Genomic DNA, 17,046 nt, shown 5'->3' on the forward strand with positions numbered 1-17,046 from the left:
TTTATTAATCATTGAATACCCACTTTTTCTCCGACTTCCTTTACAATCCACCTGTTTCCAAACGGTAAAAATCGTAAATAGACAACCGCTTAAAAGGGTGCCCATTTTTTTCTTTTTCTGTAGAGTTTTTAAAAAAATTGTCGTCTATATTAGTAAACATTGACTTTAGATCAAATTATAATGGACATACGTATCGTGACCTTTTGAGGGAAAAGGAGGGGAGAGCCATTCAACCAGAGGTTCTAGTGGAAAAGGCAAGGGCCGGCAATCACCACGCCTTTCGGATGCTCGTGGAAATGTATCGGGACGACGTTTACCGAATCGTCTACGGAATCTTACGGAATCAAAAAGATGCAGAAGATGCGGCCCAAGAAGTATTTATTAAAATATATAAATCTCTCCCCAATTACAAAAATCAAGGGTTTAAAACATGGATTTCAAGAATTGCTGTTAATCATTGTATCGATATGAAAAGGAAGGCATATCGAAAACGGGAAGAAATTACCGATGCAATTCCTGAAAAAATGAGTAATCAAAATCCCACTGAACGAAGAGTCATCGAAAGGGAATTGAGGGAACAAATTTACGAAAAAATTAACAAACTCCCGGGAAATTATCGAGATGTAGTGTATGGCTATTATATTCAAGGAAAAACCTTTGAACAATTGGCTGAGGAACAGAACGTAAAGAAAAAAACGATTGAAGTACGGCTGTACCGTGCCCGAGTATGGATGAAAAAACATTGGAAGGAGGAAGAATTTCAATGAATACACCCCACTATTCGATGAAGGAATGGGTGGCTTTTGCAAAAGGCGAGTTACGGGAAGATGTTTACTTAGAGATGGAGCATCATCTTTATCATTGTGACCAATGCTTGGCTATTTTTTCGAAAATCATGATTGAAGATGAAACCGTGCCGCCGATGACAAACGGTACGGCCTTTACCGATCAAGTGATGGAAAAAGTTTCACAAATAGACAGAGAAATAACATTTGACACTGGAAGGAAGAAACAGAAAAAAGCGTATGTAAAACAAACGATGATTCACTATACCATCGCTGCAAGTTTAACCATTTTACTTATGTTTTCAGGAACGTTTGAAAAATTATCTGAAAGTATTGGAAATGTTCATAAAACGGGATTCGAACAGAATGAATCTGTGACAGAAAATGTGTTAAATAAAACGTTATCCCTTTTAGATTCGATTAAAGAGCATGCGGAGGAGGCGAAAACAGAATGAAAAATCCCATCATCGCTTTTCTTTTATCCTTTTTTCCAGGTGGCGGGTTACTTTATTTAGGGAAATTGCGGGGAATATTTTATTTAATCGGTATTTTCTTCATTCCCGTTTTCTTTTACATTTTTGGTTACTATGGGGAACTGTTTGTTTTAGGTTTAATCTTAGCATTTCTACTGTATTTCATCAGTTTTGTTGATACGATTGCTTCATCATCGAATCTATTGAAAAGTCAAGGAAACACAAGTGGAGAAACATCGAGATCATTTGAATCGGAAAGGTTTTACACAATTATCCTTTCATTCATCCCAGGATTAGGTCACTTCCAATTAGGACTTATGAACAGAGGAATTACCTTTCTTCTCGCCTTTTTTGGAACGGGGATCATGGTTTTTTTCGTTACCTTGCTATTAAGAATGGAAGAGTTTCTCGTTTTCGGATTGATTCTCCCTGTTATTTGGTTTTACTCTTTCTTCGATGTGATGAATCAATTAACGAAAAAACAAAAAGGGGAGGAGCTAATCGATCGAAGCATTTTGGAGGATTTTGAAGAAAGTAGGGAAAATGGAAGGAAAAGTAAAACAGTGGCAAAAGTATTGTCGATGATTCCTGGCGTTGGTCATTTGTATTTAGGTTATCAAAAACGGGGATTTCAGTTGTTGGCCATCTTTTTCCTTGCCATCTATTTGCTTGATTTTTTAAGATTGGGTCTCTTTCTCTTCGTCATTCCGATTCTTTGGTTTTACAGTTTCTTCGATGGGCTACAAAAAGCATCCACATATGAAGATGGAAAGATCGATGATGAACCGGTTTTTAATTATTTTGTCAATCATCAAAAATGGATCGGTGTGGCCTTTCTATTTATCGGTCTATATTACTTGGCAAAAAATACACTATTTCCGATTTTAGATCCGATCATTCGGGACCTTTATAAAATTTCGATCGATTATTGGTTCGATCAATATTTCCAAACGGCCATTGTTTCCCTTTTGTTCATCATTGGTGGGATTAAATTGTTGTTAGGAAGTAAAAAGCATACACCTGGCTCGGAAGAAAACAACCGAATGGAATAAAGATGTGGAGGATGAAGGATGAGGACTTGGCGAGTAGGTACATTTTCCATGGGAATTGCGTTGTTAGGTTTAGGGATTTGTTTACTTTTATCTCGTATAGTAAAAATTGATTTGGTCACTGTGATGAAAGGATGGTGGCCGGTCATTTTTATCATTCTCGGAATCGAAATTTTGGTGTACGTCGTTTTAAATCGGAAATTCGATTCCCCGATTAAATATGATGTATTTAGTATAATGATCGTTGGAACCATCGGGTTTGTCGGAGTAGCGATCCTTTCATTACATTCCGTAGGGCTTTTGGGAAAAATCGAGCAAGTCATATCGTCAGAAGTTCAGACGGTAGATCTACCCACATTTACCGAATCGGTAAAAGATGTGGAGCGAATCGTTCTTGATACAAGACAACCGATTAAAATAGAAACGACGAAAGGAACGAATTTGGTTGCTTTTGGAACAATTCGAACAGAGATAAAAAAAGATTCGAATTTATTTCAAAGGATGGAAAACTTTATTCAATCGGTGAAAGTTGATGATACATTGTATATAACCGTAAAGGAACCACCGTCAACACGTTATCAATCGGTACATCAAATGGATGTGACAGTAATCGTGCCGTACGATCTACCGCTGGAGGTGAACGGAAATTATCAAGAAATTACCCTTCGAACGAGGAAGATGATGGGCGATTGGTATATCAATCAAACATCAGAATTAAATGTTGTTCTATCTCAGGATAATAATGTCACGGTAATTGCGGAAAAAGTAAATCGGGTAAATTCTGAAAGTATTTCCTGGGAAATTGAACCATATGATAAAGATACTCCTACCGGTTATAATCGTTCAATTAAAAGTGCTTCTTATAAAATGGGGGACGGAACATATCATTTATTTGTGAATGGAGCGGAACATGTACAAGTAGTGGAAGAAAAATGAATGGTTTTACATGTTTCCAATAGAAGTGACTAATCTGATGGATACAAGGGAAGGCACTCGGTGGAAATAAAGGTTGAATGTTAACCACATTTCAGAAGAGGCCTTCTCGGATCTTTAAAAATATAGATGGGATCAACTTGAAAATGTACAGTGATTCGCCTAATGTGTCCGTTACACGATCAAAAATCATTTCCTCTTATTATATTGAATACCTTTTTGGCTAGATGAACCTCTTCCTCCTTTATCATAATAAAGTGACTCAAACTATACTTTCATCCAGCATGTCATCAATGATAACAAATCAATATTCGATCAATCCCGATGTAAAAAGGAATTAATGATAATAGACTTTTCTAAATTTTTTGCAATCTCATTGCAGAAGCATACGTAATATACTATAATTAGCTTAACAATTTTATGTATATTTTTTCGTGGAGGAGAGTTTGTTGAAAAATAAACGAGCGTTCATCACCTTTTTTACGGTATGTTTCCTTGTGATCTTTCTTCTTATTTCTTCTCTTTTAATACCAAAAATTTTTACCTCTGAGGCAAGCGAATTAGAAAAGTTTACCCCCAGCGATCAGAAATTATTAAAATCTTTAGCCCGTTCCAATAACGAAATCCACCTAAATTATAAAAATACCCAGTTATCCAATGAAAAAGGAGATTTTGAAGAATCAACTTCAAAGTTGCAAGATGAAAACAATAAAAAAATCAAAGCGAGCGAATTAAAGGCTTTATTAGAGAAGGATCCGAGTCTAATCCAAATCCAAATTTTTGATCTCGCTACGAATAAGCAAATCATGTTTAAAACAGTTAAATCGTTGCGCGAATTAGAAGGACTGACGTTTGAGACTCCAAAACATATATTGGAGGCAAATAAAGATTATCCCGTTTTCCAAGCAGATTATATGGTCATCATTTCAACGAAAGATTATGTTGGCTTTTATGATTTTACTCGCTTCTATATTAATGATTTATCGAAAGCAAACGCGAATTTATTAAATGGTGTTTTAGCGTATATGAAAAGTACCGATCTGAAAAACGGATTAAATATCGAGTTTATTAAAAGAGGAGATACCATCAATGAGTTGGATGTTGTCTCGTCAAAGCAATCCATCGATTGTATAGCCTGTGTCGGTCCAATCTATAAAGTTGGGTCGAAGGAAACTTTTAATAAGTGGGTGAATATTGCCCAAGTCCATGCGATCAAAGGTGTGGATACAACCTTTTCCCTTAGTACTTCCCAAAGCTCGACAGTTTCCATTCAATCGAAGACGGTAACAAAAGCTGGTACGGTGACGAGTAGTGGAGCGATTTCCAACATACTTCGTTCAACGACCATTTTCCCAAAACGAACGGCCTCCTCTTTAACTGCAAAAGGCGTGCACGCACAACAAGAAGTTCAAATGGCGAAAGTTGAATATATTAACGTAAAAAATAATGCCGATCGATATACGCAAGTGAGAAGGGAAAAATATATTGGTGGGGCGAATTTTGGGAATTCAGTTGGAGGAAATGGGAAAAATTACGATTCTGTCAACGGAATTCAATATCTACCTGGGTCAAAGCACACAGTTGAACAGGAAAGTTCCCAATCTTTCAGTAATCAAGCATCCACATCGGTTTATGGAATTACAGTTGGTGTAACAGTCACTTTAAATCATTCGAGCCAAAATACATGGACGTTCGATTTTAAAACCGGTCATGGGTTTTCCTGGTATAAAGTGTATGGAAAATATAAAAATTTAACAGCTAAGTAAATTCCCATTGTAACGAAAGATGCCTTTTGAATTATTTACAATAAAGGAAGTGGAGAAAACGCGAATGGTTTGCCTCACTTCCTTTTATTTTTTAATCAGGTTAGAGACTATCCTAGTACAACAAACGATGGATTGGAGTCTATAAGATTGGACAAGTTTCGAAAACCCAGTCCCTTTTTCCCGTACTTGTTCAAATCGGATCCTCCTTGTTGAAAAGGAATCAAAAATGATTTATAGAAGAAACATGGTAACAGGAGTAGGTAAAAATAAAATAAAGCGATATTTCCATGATGAGAAGGATAAGCAAAACTCAGGATGAAAAGGGGAACTATTTTCTATCTTATGAAAGTATGATAAGCTAAATACGGCTCTGTCCCTGAAGGATTTATATATATAAAAACTTGGTGATTTCAATGATTAAATTTTTCATAAAAAAATTTATCAAAGATTACGAACATGTTCAAAATCCGAGAGTACGGACATCGTATGGAATTTTATCAGGTGTTCTCGGCATTATATGTAACATATTTTTATTTATCATTAAACTCATCACCGGTGTTTTGATTAACAGTATAGCCGTTATTTCAGATGCCTTTAACAATTTAACCGATTCTGGATCATCACTGATTACGATTATAGGAGCTAATTTTAGTAGGAAGCCACCGGATGTAGAACATCCGTATGGACATGGTCGATCCGAATACATTGCTAGTCTGATTGTAGCCTTTTTAATTTTCGCTGTAGGTCTTGAGCTTATGATCAGTTCTGTAAAAAAAATCTTTGAACCAGAACCAGTCATCGTCAATGGATGGTCAATAGCAATCCTTTTTCTAGCCGTTTTCATTAAATTATGGATGTATTCCTATAATAAGTTTATTGGAAAAACGATCCAATCGACGATGAATATGGCGACGGCAAAAGATAGTTTAAATGATGCAATTGCAACACTAGGGGTCATTTTCGGTACCTTTATAGGTATGTTTGTCGACTTTCCAATAGATGGATTCATTGGATTAATCATTTCGTTTTTTATTATATTTACTGGATTTTCAACGGCGAAAGATTCCGTTCATTTCCTTCTAGGTTCTTCTCCTGATCCGGAGATTATCGAAAGAATACATACCATTATTTCTGATAGTGAAAAAATCCGAGCTGCCCATGATTTACATGTGCATGATTATGGACCTGGAAGAAAATATGCATCGATGCATGTTGTCGTTCCACCGGATTTAAATGTCGAAGCTGCCCATTTTCTCATCCATGAATTAGAACAGCGAATCAAAAAGGAATTGGGAATTGATATCGTCATCCATATCGATCCGATGGAGGGAATTGACGAATGGTTGGCTGAAAAAGAACATGAAACGAATTCATCGAATCGGATTGAATGAAGTCAATGATATTTCGGTTATCATGCCCGTGAATGATCCTATTTATATCATAAGTGAATGTCCTTTCTATTGCAGGAAAATGAATGTGTTACGATATCAATTCCGGAAGTCACACAATTCAAAAGATCGGTGTTTTCTTTTTCATCTTTTACTTCCCAATATACGCAAACCGTCTCCCTTTCACCCGTAGAATTAGGTTTTTATATATCAATATCCCTTTTTTCTTAACAGGGCCATTCCACCCTTTTATAAAGACAAGCAAACGAGGTTGTTCTACTTATCTCTTCCATTTTTCGAAAAACTTTGTTCATCTATAGATTGGATTTGGATAATCGATTTTTGAATGAATCTTTCCAATGATCTCCTAAAACGCTTTTTCGATAAAGATGTGTGTCAATTTGGCGGGGCTACATCGATCGGTGAATGCCCTTTCTTAGTATCTGGTACGAAAATTAGAAGAATCAATCCAATGATAAATAAAATAACAAGGCTAAATACACCATAGGAGGAATTTCCGGTCAATTGGGTTGTGATTCCAACGAGGAAGGGACCTGAAACTGCTGCAAAACGGCCGAAAACATTATAAAAGCCGAAAAATTCATTTGATTTTTCTTTCGGTACCATTTGGGCAAAATAGGATCGACTAAGGGCCTGTATTCCTCCTTGGGATGTGGCGACCAACATCGCAAGAATCCAAAACTCAAGGACTGTGTCAAGGAATACGGCATAAATGGTAATAAACGTGTACACACCGATTCCTGTATAAAGCATCACTTTCGCTCCAAAAATATTCGCAAGTTTCCCGAATAAAAGGGCAAAGGGGGCTGCGACGATTTGTACAGCTAGTAAGGCGAGGATTAAATCCGTTTGACCGAGCCCAACATCTGTTCCGTAAACGGTAGCCATCGAAATAATTGTTGTGACCCCGTCGATATAAAAGAAATAAGCAAGTAAAAATAAAAAGATATTTCGATATTTTCGAATGTCATGGAAAGTTTGCCCAAGGCGTTTAAAACTATTTACAATGATTTTCGGTTCCCGCTCGACGTAATAGATTTGTGTTACATTTTTCAGCATCGGAATAGTAAAAGAAATCCACCATACCGCTGTAATGAAGAAGGCAATTTTACTAGCAACTGATGCGGAGAAGGGAAGTATGCCATTTTGCGATAAAATAATAATTGCAATACTAATGACGAAGGGGATCACGCTTCCAATATAACCTAAGGCGAAACCTCTTGCAGAAATTTCATCCATCCGTTCCTTTTTTGTCACATCGACGATAAACGCATTATAAAATAAATTGGCACCGCTTGCTCCGACGGATGTAAGTACATAAATTATGAGCAACAGGAGCCATTGATCGCTCGGTACGAACAAAAGGGAAAGGGTTGAGATTGAACCTAAAAGAAAGAAAAAGATGAAAAATTTTTTCTTCATTCCCTTGTAATCAGCAATTGCCCCAAGAATTGGTCCGAGCATAGCTAAAATAAATGTGGCAATGGATACGGAATAGGAATAAAAAGCAGTTGAATTTGCAGCTGAAACTCCGGCTTGTTGGGCAACGCTCTTATAATAAATCGGAAAAATGGCGGTTGTTATGACAATGGAATAGGCAGATGTCGCCCAATCGTACATCATCCAACTTTTTTCTTTTTTCGTATATCCTGCCAAAAAAAATCCCTCCTTATGATCTATATACAAATAGTATAAATGAGTTTGTATGTTAAAAGAATAAGTATTTTGTAAATTTTATATATATTTTTGACATTTTCTTATCTAACGGAACATCCCGTTGTAATTGAAAAGGAACGAGTATTAAAAATGTACAGAAAATATTCATCCTTTTTCACAAAAATATGTCGTTTTTCTCCGAGAATGAAATGAATAGAAACGGTTCATTGTTCCTCATTTTTACGAACATTGATTTTGTCAACACATTTTCTCTCAGATAAAGGCTGGTATGAAATTTGTTTTTGTTTCAAGGATTTGAAAATCAATTTCCATCGGCTATAATAAATAAGCATGTATTAGAATGGGATAAACGGAGAAATCCCCGTTTTTCATTTATATAAAGAAGGATTCCACGAAAACGGAAGGGAGGACGAATATTTGGCTAATTTCGTCGTACAGATAGAAAAACTAGATGGAAAAGGAAACGGACAAGCTGTTTATTGGAGAGAATTGGAAGAGGGAAGAAGAAAAAAGCTGCGATTAACCGTTCCACAAACGTTACCGGGTGAGCAGGTAAAAGTAAAGATAGCGAATCTAGAACGAAAAAGACAGAAAGCGGACGTCGAAGAAATATTGAGCGTCCATCCAGAACGGGTAACTCCGGCATGCCCTCATTTCGAAAAATGCGGTGGTTGTGTATGGCAACACTGGGATTATACCGGTCAATTAAAGGAAAAAACGAAACATGTTAAAAACGTCTTTGAAGAGCAAGGCTTTGATCCAAACCTCGTTCGAGATACGATTGGAATGGATCATCCTTGGAATTATAGAAATAAAATGGAATTTACATTCGCACCAGATGGTTCCCTCGGATTACACGAACAAGGCAATTTTCGAAACATCATCCCCCTTGAGACGTGTTTGATTGCTGGAAAACGGATGGCGGATGCAGCAATGGAAGTCGGTCGTTGGTCAAAGGAACACCAATTAACAGGCTATCATAAAGATACGCACGAAGGCTTACTTAGGCATTTGATGGTACGCAAGTCTTTTACGACAGGGGAAATGATGCTCGCATTGTTCGCAACGGAACCGCCGTCGGATCGATTGGAAAAAAAAGCTGAAGATTTAGTGGAACGCATTGAACGGAAATTTCCAGAAGTAAAAAGTTTCCTTTGGTTAGAAAATCGAGAGTGGGCAGATCGGGTCCAATCTTCAAAAACCCATGTCCTTTCAGGTCGCGATTATATTTATGACGAGATGCTCGGATTCCGCTATCGCCTCTGGTTCGACACCTTTTTCCAGACGAACCCGACGCAGGCGGAAAAACTAGTAGAATTGGCGTTGGAGATGGCCCAACCACAAAAGACGGAAAAAATGATCGACCTGTTTTGCGGTGTCGGAACCTTTTCCCTTCCTTTTGCAAAACAAGTAGGGGAGCTTGCGGGAATCGAAATCGTAGAGACATCGATCGAATCGGCAAAGCGGAATGCCTTGGATAACGGAATTGAAAATACCCATTTTCTTGCAAAGGATGCAAGGCGGGGAATCGATGAAATTGCCGAGAAATTTGGGAAGCCGGATCTCCTTTTATTGGATCCACCCCGTTCAGGTGCTGGAGGAAAGGTGATGAGAAAAATCGGTCGGCTACAGCCGGAGCGGATTGTGTACGTATCGTGTAATCCGGATACGTTAGCCCCCGATCTAAAAGAACTCGTCCCGTTCGGCTATGAAATAAAGGAAGTTCAACCGGTCGATTTATTTCCCCACACGGTGCATGTGGAGACGGTGGTGTTAATATATAGGAAGGATAAATAATACAATGAATACCCAACCAATTAACTTAAAATGGATGAAGATTTCCAAGGATATTAGAGAAAGACTACTTAATAATGTATGGTGCTCAAATTGCAGAGGTGCAGTTAGAGTAGTTGAATATTCTATAGAAGATGATAAATTAGGTTTAATTATTAAAGGTAAATGTGAAACTTGTGGTGGTGAAGTAGTAAGGGTTGTTGAAAATCAATAATATTTGGGGAATATAAAAGGCATCTAACTGAGAGGTTAGGTGTTTTTTATAATGGTCTAAAATCGAATTTTGTGTATATCTAATGTTCTCTATTCCTTACCTTAATGGTTTTTCCTAGACCAACATGATGAATTGTAGATTCATAAGTTGCAGAAAACACCTTACTTGCTGCTGTTGAAAATGATATTGTGATCGGCTGGGGAGGAATACTTCCAGTGTATAATGGAAATGTATTCGAATTGCATCCATTAGCTGTTCGAAGCGATAAGCGAAATCAAGGCATTGGTAGAACAATCGTAACTGCTCTTGAGGATGAAGCAAGAAAGCAAGGTGGCTTGACAATATATTTAGGTGCTGATGATGAAATAGGTGACGGAGAATGTTCTTTAGCAAATGTTGATTTGTTTGATGATTTCCAGGGAAAATAGACAATTTCACTGCAGGAACTCATCAATCTCGTTTTTACTTAAAGATCGGATACAAGATTATAGTGGTTATGCCTAATGCTAATGGAATAGGAAAACCAGATATTTATTTCGGCAAAAAACTATGATTATTGAAGTGAGCGGAATTTGCCTCTCCATTTCTTATCTTATAATAAGCTATTATACGAGAATATTATTAGAAATATCATCCGCCAAAGAATCGCTAAGTCCTCACAACATCTTTATCATCATCTCGAGCCATGGGGAGTGCGTGGTGTTGATGTCAATGGTGGAAATAAATAACTTAAAAGTATAGAAAACAATGGGTTTTGCGTGTTTTGCTGATTTTCAGAATGGCAGACCCCCTTGCGAATTAGGACTATTCCCTTAAAACGACTAATTCGAAGCAAAATTAAGAAAAGAAACCGCTTTCACTTTTGCGAAACAAGGAGCAAAGGTCGTATGTGCCGATATTAAAGGTGCGGAAGACACTGCGGAAGAAATTAAACAAACTGGTGGTCAAGCGATCGCTTGCCTATTAGATGTTAGCAAATGGGATCAATGGACATTGATGGAAAAAACAGAAGCCGAATTCGGTAAAGTGGATATCCTTTGTAGTGTAGCAGGAATTTCGGAAGCGACAAATATTGTTGGTCTCACGGAAGAGCAATTCGATTTAATGATGGATGTTAACGTTAAGGGCGTTTACTTTGGGATGAAAGCTGTATTACCAGGTATGTTAGAAAAAGGTGCAGGAAAAATTGTAAACGTCGCATCCCTAGCAGCCCATGTTGGTTTAGAAGGGCTTCCAAGCTATTCTGCCTCGAAAGGTGCCGTCGTATCGATGAGTAGACAAGTTGCCATTGTTTATGCCAAACATAATATTCAAGTGAATGTTGTTTCTCCAGGTATTATTGCTACTCCAATTCTTGAAAATAACACACCTGAGATGACGAAAGCCTTCACCGATGCGACACCAGCAGGTAGACTTGGAAAGCCTGTTGAAATCGCTAATATGCTTGCATTCCTTTGTTCTGAAGCAAGCAATTTCACAACTGGTCAAGCAATTTTGGTTGATGGTGGATGGAGCCAACAGTAATTAAATAATCGGAATATAGCCTTACATTTGAAAGTAATAGCATCTCCAATTCCCAAAATTATGATAGAAGGAGATGCTTTTTATTTACGTGAAAAAACTGACTGAGATAGGGTACTATGTGAAAATTCTTACAAAAAATCAACTTCTTAAACAAGAAAAAACTGATAAAATAGTGATTTTTTTGTTCTTCATATCCATCACGATGAAAGTGATTGGTTTGTTAAGTAGGAAAGAATTATTTTTTTTATTCATCAGTTCAATTTATTCGAAACTAAAATCCCGCCACAACTTGTAGGATGTCATATAACTTCATCATTTAGAGATATAGTTCACCCCGTTCCATCCATTAAAATGAAAAAATTTTTACCGCATACACTTCCAACTCAAAAAAATACATTTTTACGTAAGTCTTTGAAACCGTTCTTTTCTTTTTTCCGTAATCAGTTACATAAGTGAAAGAATTTTGAAACGAATTCCATACATCCCTTTTCTTTATTATTCCAAATGGCGAAAAATCCGAAAAAAGCTGTAATGAATGCTCCCTGACTTGTTGGCTATGTGAAAAATGTATTTTATAATAGAAAAATATAAATGCGTAATTTTCAGATAGTTATAGTAGAGTAATCTAGACGGTTTGCTCTGGAAATTGAATGTTTTTAATGAATCGAAAAGCATTTCTTTTTAAAAGAAAAGAGATAGTAATGAATGATTGGTCTCGGGACACCTATTTGAAAACAGATCACTTTTTGAATGATGGGATGATGTTGCATAAACGAATGTATTCGTAATTGCAGAAGGAGAGTAAATAAGGGAAGGCCATAATATCATTGGGAAATAACGGCTCGAAAGGAGGAAAAGTGTATGCTTTGTCAATTATGTGGTAATCATCCAGCTTCAGCATCTTTTATAAAAATTGTAAATGGAGAACTGAAGGAGTTTCATATTTGTGAACAGTGTGCAAAAAAACAAGAAGAGAATATAAAAGGGATATCCAATAAAGTTTTGAATGAACAACTATTGTCAAATGTACTTGAGGGTGAACCGAGCGATTCTCCCATCATGGAAAAGGAACTGGTAAGGGATACCCGATGTCCAAAATGCGGTTTAACTTATTCCCAATTCGCTAAAACCGGACGAGCGGGTTGTGTGGAATGTTATATCCAGTTTGCGGACAGTTTACCAACGTTACTTTTACGGAATCATGGTACGGCAACCCATCACGGAAAAGTACCGAAACGAAAGAAGACTTTAATCCGTGACAAACAGCAGCTTGAGAGGTTGAAAAAGGAACTACAGTCCCTTATTGAAGAGGAGAAATATGAACAGGCAGCGATCATTCGCGATCAAATCCAAGAACTCGAGAAAAGGGTAGCTGGACAATAAATTTTTCAGAGAAGGGAAGTGAATGACCATGTCCTTTTATCGATTTATTGAACAGGCGGCAAGCGGATGGATGAAAGGGGAAGGTCCCGACTCAGACGTTGTCATTAGTAGTCGAATTCGCGTGGCACGGAATTTACACGAATACGTTTTTCCAATACAAGCAAATCACGAACAATCAAATATGGCGCTACGTGAAATATTACAAGCCTCAAGACAATTAGATTTTCATAACTTCGGAGAATTCGAATGGTTTACTTTGCGCGAGTTAAATGATCTAGAAAAGCATTTACTTGTAGAGAAACATTTAATCAGTCCTCAGTTAGCGAATAGTTCTAGAAACGGTGCTGTGATTTTAAGTGATGATGAATCGATCAGTATAATGGTCAATGAGGAAGATCACTTGCGGATTCAATGCATGCTCCCTGGATTACAGCTTCAAAAGGCATGGGATTTGGCAGGGCAAATTGATGACGTATTTGAGTCCCAACTCGATTATGCTTACGATGAAAAGATTGGATATTTGACGAGCTGTTCAACGAATGTCGGAACGGGACTCAGGGCTTCAGTAATGGTTCATTTGCCTGCCCTCGTCATAACAGAACAAATTAATTCTATTTTTTTTGCAATGAATCAAATTGGTTTGGTCGTTCGGGGAATGTACGGTGAAGGAAGTGATGCATACGGAAATATTTTTCAAATATCGAATCAAATTACGCTAGGGAAATCGGAAGAAGAGATGATCCATACATTGTATGGAGTGGTTAACCAAATCATTGAACATGAACGAACGGCGAGGAGACGGCTGTTGACTGAGTCCGGTCGAAGCCTGACCAATCTGATAAGTAGATCCTTTGGCATTTTATCTTTTGCAACGATGATTGACTCAAAAGAAGCGGCCCAGCGGCTGTCGGATGTGAGACTCGGTATCGATCTAGATATTATTCGCGGAGTGAGTATAGATACGATGAACGAACTGATGGTTCGAACACAACCGGCCTTTATACAACAATTTGCAGGGCAAGATTTGAATGCCGAAGATCGAGACGTATATAGAGCCAAAATTATCCGGGAAAGTTTGGCACCGAGAGACTTTTAGAAATTTAAGTTTTATAGATTACCTTACAATTGTAGTATACAGAGTAACCAGGTAGAAACGTATTTCATTAATTTTGTTCCAATTGGGAGCGGATTTCCATATGTTTTTCTTTTGTAAACGGGTAGAGGAATGTAGCGATGATCGCTACAATAATAAACATACCCGGGGCGATTGCCATCGTCCATTTAATGGTGCGTAATGTCGTTTCTGATTGGGTTGTATTGGCAATGTATCCAGACAATTCCAATATGATCCCGATGAAAAAGATGGCAATGGAGTTAGCCATTTTCATAAAAAAGGTCATGATCCCAGCATAAATTCCTTCCCTCTTTTCTCCCGTTTCCCATTCGTCCACATCGACCACATCAGGTAGCATTGCCCATGGAAGAACGTGGGCAACCCCGTACCCTGCACCTACGATGACCCCGATTACATAGACGACAAATGGAGCGGAAGAGGGAGAGATGACGAGCCAACCGACCTGCCCGAAAATCCAAAGAAATAAACCGATCAATAACGTATGCCTTTTTCCGATTTGTTTCGAGATCACCGCCCAAAGGGGAAGGGTCAAAATTCCTGTTCCAATGACAACGACAAACAGAATTGGCATGTCGATTTCTCGATTTAAGTAATACTTCATATAGTAAATAACGAAAGATTCGATAATGTTTGCCGCTGCATAACTTCCAACATAAATCCATAACAAATATCTCATCGGTCGATTTTGAAAGACACTTTTTAATTCTTTAAAAATCGTTTTTTGACGTTTCTTTTGAATGATCCGATTTTCACGGGTAAAAGTAAAAATGAAGATAGCAACGATCGCTATAAAAAATCCGACATATAATCCCATTTGTTGATAACCGTACTGGTCGGCAATGAGCTTAGGGATCGTTGCTGCCATTAAACCGACAAATAATTGAAAGAAAATCCGATAATTATTAATGCTCGTCCGCTCATCATAATCCGTACTGTATTCTGTAATAAGGGAAATGTATGGGACGTGGAATAATGTTAAAGAGGTCATAAATAGAACGTAAATGAGTGAATAATATAGAAACAATGACCACTGGGTAGTAAATCCAACCGGATACCACAAAAACAGAAATAATACTAGTAACGGAAAGGATGCAGCCATAAAATACGGTCTCCTCCTACCCCATTTCGTTTTCGTTTGATCACTAACATAACCTACGATCGGATCGGAAATCGCATCCCATGCCCTCCCAATCATAAATATCGATCCTGCTAAAGCTGGTGTAAGACCGACGACATCGGTAAGAAAGTATAAAAAGTAAAGACCGATAACGGTTATCCCTGTTACGGAAACGCTTTCTCCTGCACCGTAAATAGTTTTATGAAGGAATGTTTTTTTCATTTTGTCTACCCCTTCGTATAAATATAAAATTTCACGTTCGTTTCTGAATCACGACGGCATTGCCCGTTTAAAAGGTCGGCTAATCCGTCGTTTTCTCTTTAACAACATACCACTTATAACTTTTAGAAACGATCACATAGTCTAAATAGCCCCTTGTTCGTTAAGATAAAGAAATAAAAATCCCATCAATTCTCCAGTCGCATCAGTTGATCTAATGTTTGAACTAAATAGTCGTTCACTTCAGAACGGTCAGGAATCGTCCCTGCCATTCCATACATCGCTGCACTTCCTTCAGTGAATTTCTCCGGATTTTCCTTGACATCTTTCACAGCCCGTTTCAAATCGGAAAGGAAGGTTTCGACAATTTGTTCATGGGCAGGAGTAACCATAAAGTGAAGACAGGCTGGAAATTGTTGCCGATCTATATGCCATCCGAGTTGTTCCATTCGATCGGCTAATGCATACACATTTACTTCCTCTGAGGCAATTGTAAATACCGAGGCATCGGGATTCCCTAAAATTTTCAGTTCATCGATTGTACGAATCCCATTCAATAGCTGTTTAGTTATTTCCATCGTTTTTTTTGCTAAATTTATGTACCCATCCATTCCAATATAATTCATCACTGCCCAAGCTGAAGCGATGGCACCCCCAGGTCGTGTTCCGGTGGCTGTCGGAGAAACAAATAATCCACCTGGCCAGTCGGAATAGGCAAAATATTGATGTTTTCGATAGGAATCATTTTTATACAGTATGGTCGAAACCCCTTTTGCCGCATATCCGTATTTATGAATATCTGCTGAAATGGAAGTAACACCCGGAACTCGAAAATCAAAGGGCGGTATTTCATAATCAAGTTTTTGTAAAAAAGGTAGTAGAAATCCTCCAAGACAAGCATCGACATGAAAAGGAATGTTATGCATACTTGCGATATCGGCCATTTTTTCAATTGGGTCAATGACACCGTGGGGATATGAAGGAGCAGAACCAACGATTAAAATGGTGTTTTTAGTTATGGCGTTTTCCAGTTGTTTTACATCTGCACGAAAGTCATCAGTTAAGGGGATGTGAATCGGTTTTACGTTAAAATAATGGGCAGCCTTTTCAAATGCAGCATGAACAGAGATCGGCAAGATCATTTCCGGTTCAAGAATTTCTGGCTTCATCTTTCTCGCATAATCCCGATAGGTTTTAACAGCCATCAAAATGCTTTCAGTTCCACCAGAAGTTAAACTTCCGACCGTTTGATCATCTCCGTTGAATAAGCTTGCGGTCATCGAAAGAACTTCCGTTTCAAAACGCCGTAAGCTTGGAAAGGCCATCGGGTTTAACCCATTTTCATGGAAATACTTCATATATGCTTCCTTTGATATTTCGGTAATTTCTTCCCCCGCATAATAAACGAGACTCCACGTTCTTCCGTTCTTCCAATTCGCATCATGTTTTTTTGCTTCATCTAGTTGTTTAAGAAGGTCATCTTTTTTTCGTCCGAATTCGGGAAGTTGTTTCATAGTAAAACCTCTTTTCATAAAATTTATGATTTTCATAAAAATAATATAATTATA

The 17,046-nt window shown here is 37.8% G+C and carries 15 protein-coding genes; 12 read left to right on the plus strand and 3 right to left on the minus strand.

Annotated elements, in window-relative coordinates; genetic code table 11:
- Positions 1-245: 245 nt before the first annotated feature.
- From OE105_RS01675 to OE105_RS01700, 6 genes are all read left to right on the plus strand, one after another.
- Entirely contained in the window at positions 246-767 is a 522-nt protein-coding gene (locus tag OE105_RS01675; RefSeq protein WP_275421014.1) for an RNA polymerase sigma factor, read from the plus strand.
- Positions 764-1,240 (plus strand): hypothetical protein, encoded by a 477-nt coding sequence (locus OE105_RS01680; RefSeq protein ID WP_275421015.1) that lies wholly within the window; start codon positions 764-766, stop codon positions 1,238-1,240. Before OE105_RS01675 ends, OE105_RS01680 begins: the two co-directional genes overlap by 4 nt.
- Complete coding sequence (locus OE105_RS01685) at positions 1,237-2,310, plus strand: hypothetical protein (RefSeq protein WP_275421016.1); 1,074 nt, start codon at positions 1,237-1,239, stop codon at positions 2,308-2,310. The genes OE105_RS01680 and OE105_RS01685 overlap by 4 nt, the downstream gene beginning before the upstream one ends.
- A gap of 18 nt (positions 2,311-2,328) precedes the next feature.
- Positions 2,329-3,243 carry a hypothetical protein gene (locus OE105_RS01690; protein WP_275421017.1) on the plus strand — a complete coding sequence of 305 codons (915 nt, stop codon included), beginning with the start codon at positions 2,329-2,331 and terminating at the stop codon, positions 3,241-3,243.
- A gap of 446 nt (positions 3,244-3,689) precedes the next feature.
- Positions 3,690-5,006: a hypothetical protein gene (locus OE105_RS01695; protein WP_275421018.1), complete on the plus strand. Its 1,317-nt coding sequence runs from the start codon at positions 3,690-3,692 to the stop codon at positions 5,004-5,006.
- Positions 5,007-5,419: 413 nt separating this feature from the next.
- Positions 5,420-6,397: a cation diffusion facilitator family transporter gene (locus OE105_RS01700; RefSeq protein ID WP_275421019.1), complete on the plus strand. Its 978-nt coding sequence runs from the start codon at positions 5,420-5,422 to the stop codon at positions 6,395-6,397.
- A gap of 393 nt (positions 6,398-6,790) precedes the next feature.
- On the opposite strand, the gene OE105_RS01705 is transcribed toward OE105_RS01700, so the two are convergent.
- Complete coding sequence (locus tag OE105_RS01705) at positions 6,791-8,071, minus strand: MFS transporter (protein ID WP_275421020.1); 1,281 nt, start codon at positions 8,069-8,071, stop codon at positions 6,791-6,793.
- A 438-nt stretch (positions 8,072-8,509) separates the two neighbouring features.
- On the opposite strand from OE105_RS01705, the gene rlmD reads away from it, so the two are divergent.
- From rlmD to OE105_RS01735, 6 genes are all read left to right on the plus strand, one after another.
- A complete protein-coding gene (gene rlmD, locus OE105_RS01710) occupies positions 8,510-9,889 on the plus strand; it encodes a 23S rRNA (uracil(1939)-C(5))-methyltransferase RlmD (protein ID WP_275421021.1) in 1,380 nt (459 codons plus the stop codon).
- 4 nt (positions 9,890-9,893) lie between these two features.
- A complete protein-coding gene (locus OE105_RS01715) occupies positions 9,894-10,100 on the plus strand; it encodes a hypothetical protein (protein ID WP_275421022.1) in 207 nt (68 codons plus the stop codon).
- 188 nt (positions 10,101-10,288) lie between these two features.
- Positions 10,289-10,528, plus strand: a complete 240-nt coding sequence (locus OE105_RS01720; protein WP_338030920.1) for a GNAT family N-acetyltransferase — start codon at positions 10,289-10,291, stop codon at positions 10,526-10,528.
- Positions 10,529-10,997: 469 nt separating this feature from the next.
- Positions 10,998-11,624 (plus strand): SDR family NAD(P)-dependent oxidoreductase, encoded by a 627-nt coding sequence (locus tag OE105_RS01725; RefSeq protein ID WP_275422064.1) that lies wholly within the window; start codon positions 10,998-11,000, stop codon positions 11,622-11,624.
- Between the two features lie 861 nt (positions 11,625-12,485).
- Positions 12,486-13,007 carry a UvrB/UvrC motif-containing protein gene (locus tag OE105_RS01730; protein WP_275421024.1) on the plus strand — a complete coding sequence of 174 codons (522 nt, stop codon included), beginning with the start codon at positions 12,486-12,488 and terminating at the stop codon, positions 13,005-13,007.
- A 28-nt stretch (positions 13,008-13,035) separates the two neighbouring features.
- Positions 13,036-14,103: a protein arginine kinase gene (locus OE105_RS01735; protein ID WP_275422065.1), complete on the plus strand. Its 1,068-nt coding sequence runs from the start codon at positions 13,036-13,038 to the stop codon at positions 14,101-14,103.
- Positions 14,104-14,170: 67 nt separating this feature from the next.
- Here OE105_RS01735 and OE105_RS01740 read toward each other — a convergent pair whose 3' ends face one another.
- Both OE105_RS01740 and OE105_RS01745 read right to left on the minus strand, forming a co-directional pair.
- Complete coding sequence (locus OE105_RS01740) at positions 14,171-15,481, minus strand: MFS transporter (protein WP_275421025.1); 1,311 nt, start codon at positions 15,479-15,481, stop codon at positions 14,171-14,173.
- Between the two features lie 185 nt (positions 15,482-15,666).
- A complete protein-coding gene (locus tag OE105_RS01745; RefSeq protein ID WP_275421026.1) occupies positions 15,667-16,992 on the minus strand; it encodes a pyridoxal phosphate-dependent decarboxylase family protein in 1,326 nt (441 codons plus the stop codon).
- Positions 16,993-17,046: the final 54 nt, after the last annotated feature.

Source organism: Fervidibacillus halotolerans (genome assembly GCF_026547205.1).
Lineage (GTDB): Bacteria > Bacillota > Bacilli > Bacillales > Caldibacillaceae > Fervidibacillus > Fervidibacillus halotolerans.

Bases quoted from the DNA above. Each gene is read 5' to 3' on its own strand.
- OE105_RS01685 (WP_275421016.1), top strand. From the start codon at position 1,237: ATGAAAAATCCCATCATCGCTTTTCTTTTATCCTTTTTTCCAGGTGGC.
- OE105_RS01700 (WP_275421019.1), top strand. From the start codon at position 5,420: ATGATTAAATTTTTCATAAAAAAATTTATCAAAGATTACGAACATGTT.
- OE105_RS01735 (WP_275422065.1), top strand. From the start codon at position 13,036: ATGTCCTTTTATCGATTTATTGAACAGGCGGCAAGCGGATGGATGAAA.
- OE105_RS01740 (WP_275421025.1), bottom strand. From the start codon at position 15,481: ATGAAAAAAACATTCCTTCATAAAACTATTTACGGTGCAGGAGAAAGC.
- OE105_RS01745 (WP_275421026.1), bottom strand. From the start codon at position 16,992: ATGAAACAACTTCCCGAATTCGGACGAAAAAAAGATGACCTTCTTAAA.
- OE105_RS01715 (WP_275421022.1), top strand. From the start codon at position 9,894: ATGAATACCCAACCAATTAACTTAAAATGGATGAAGATTTCCAAGGAT.
- OE105_RS01730 (WP_275421024.1), top strand. From the start codon at position 12,486: ATGCTTTGTCAATTATGTGGTAATCATCCAGCTTCAGCATCTTTTATA.
- OE105_RS01690 (WP_275421017.1), top strand. From the start codon at position 2,329: ATGAGGACTTGGCGAGTAGGTACATTTTCCATGGGAATTGCGTTGTTA.
- OE105_RS01680 (WP_275421015.1), top strand. From the start codon at position 764: ATGAATACACCCCACTATTCGATGAAGGAATGGGTGGCTTTTGCAAAA.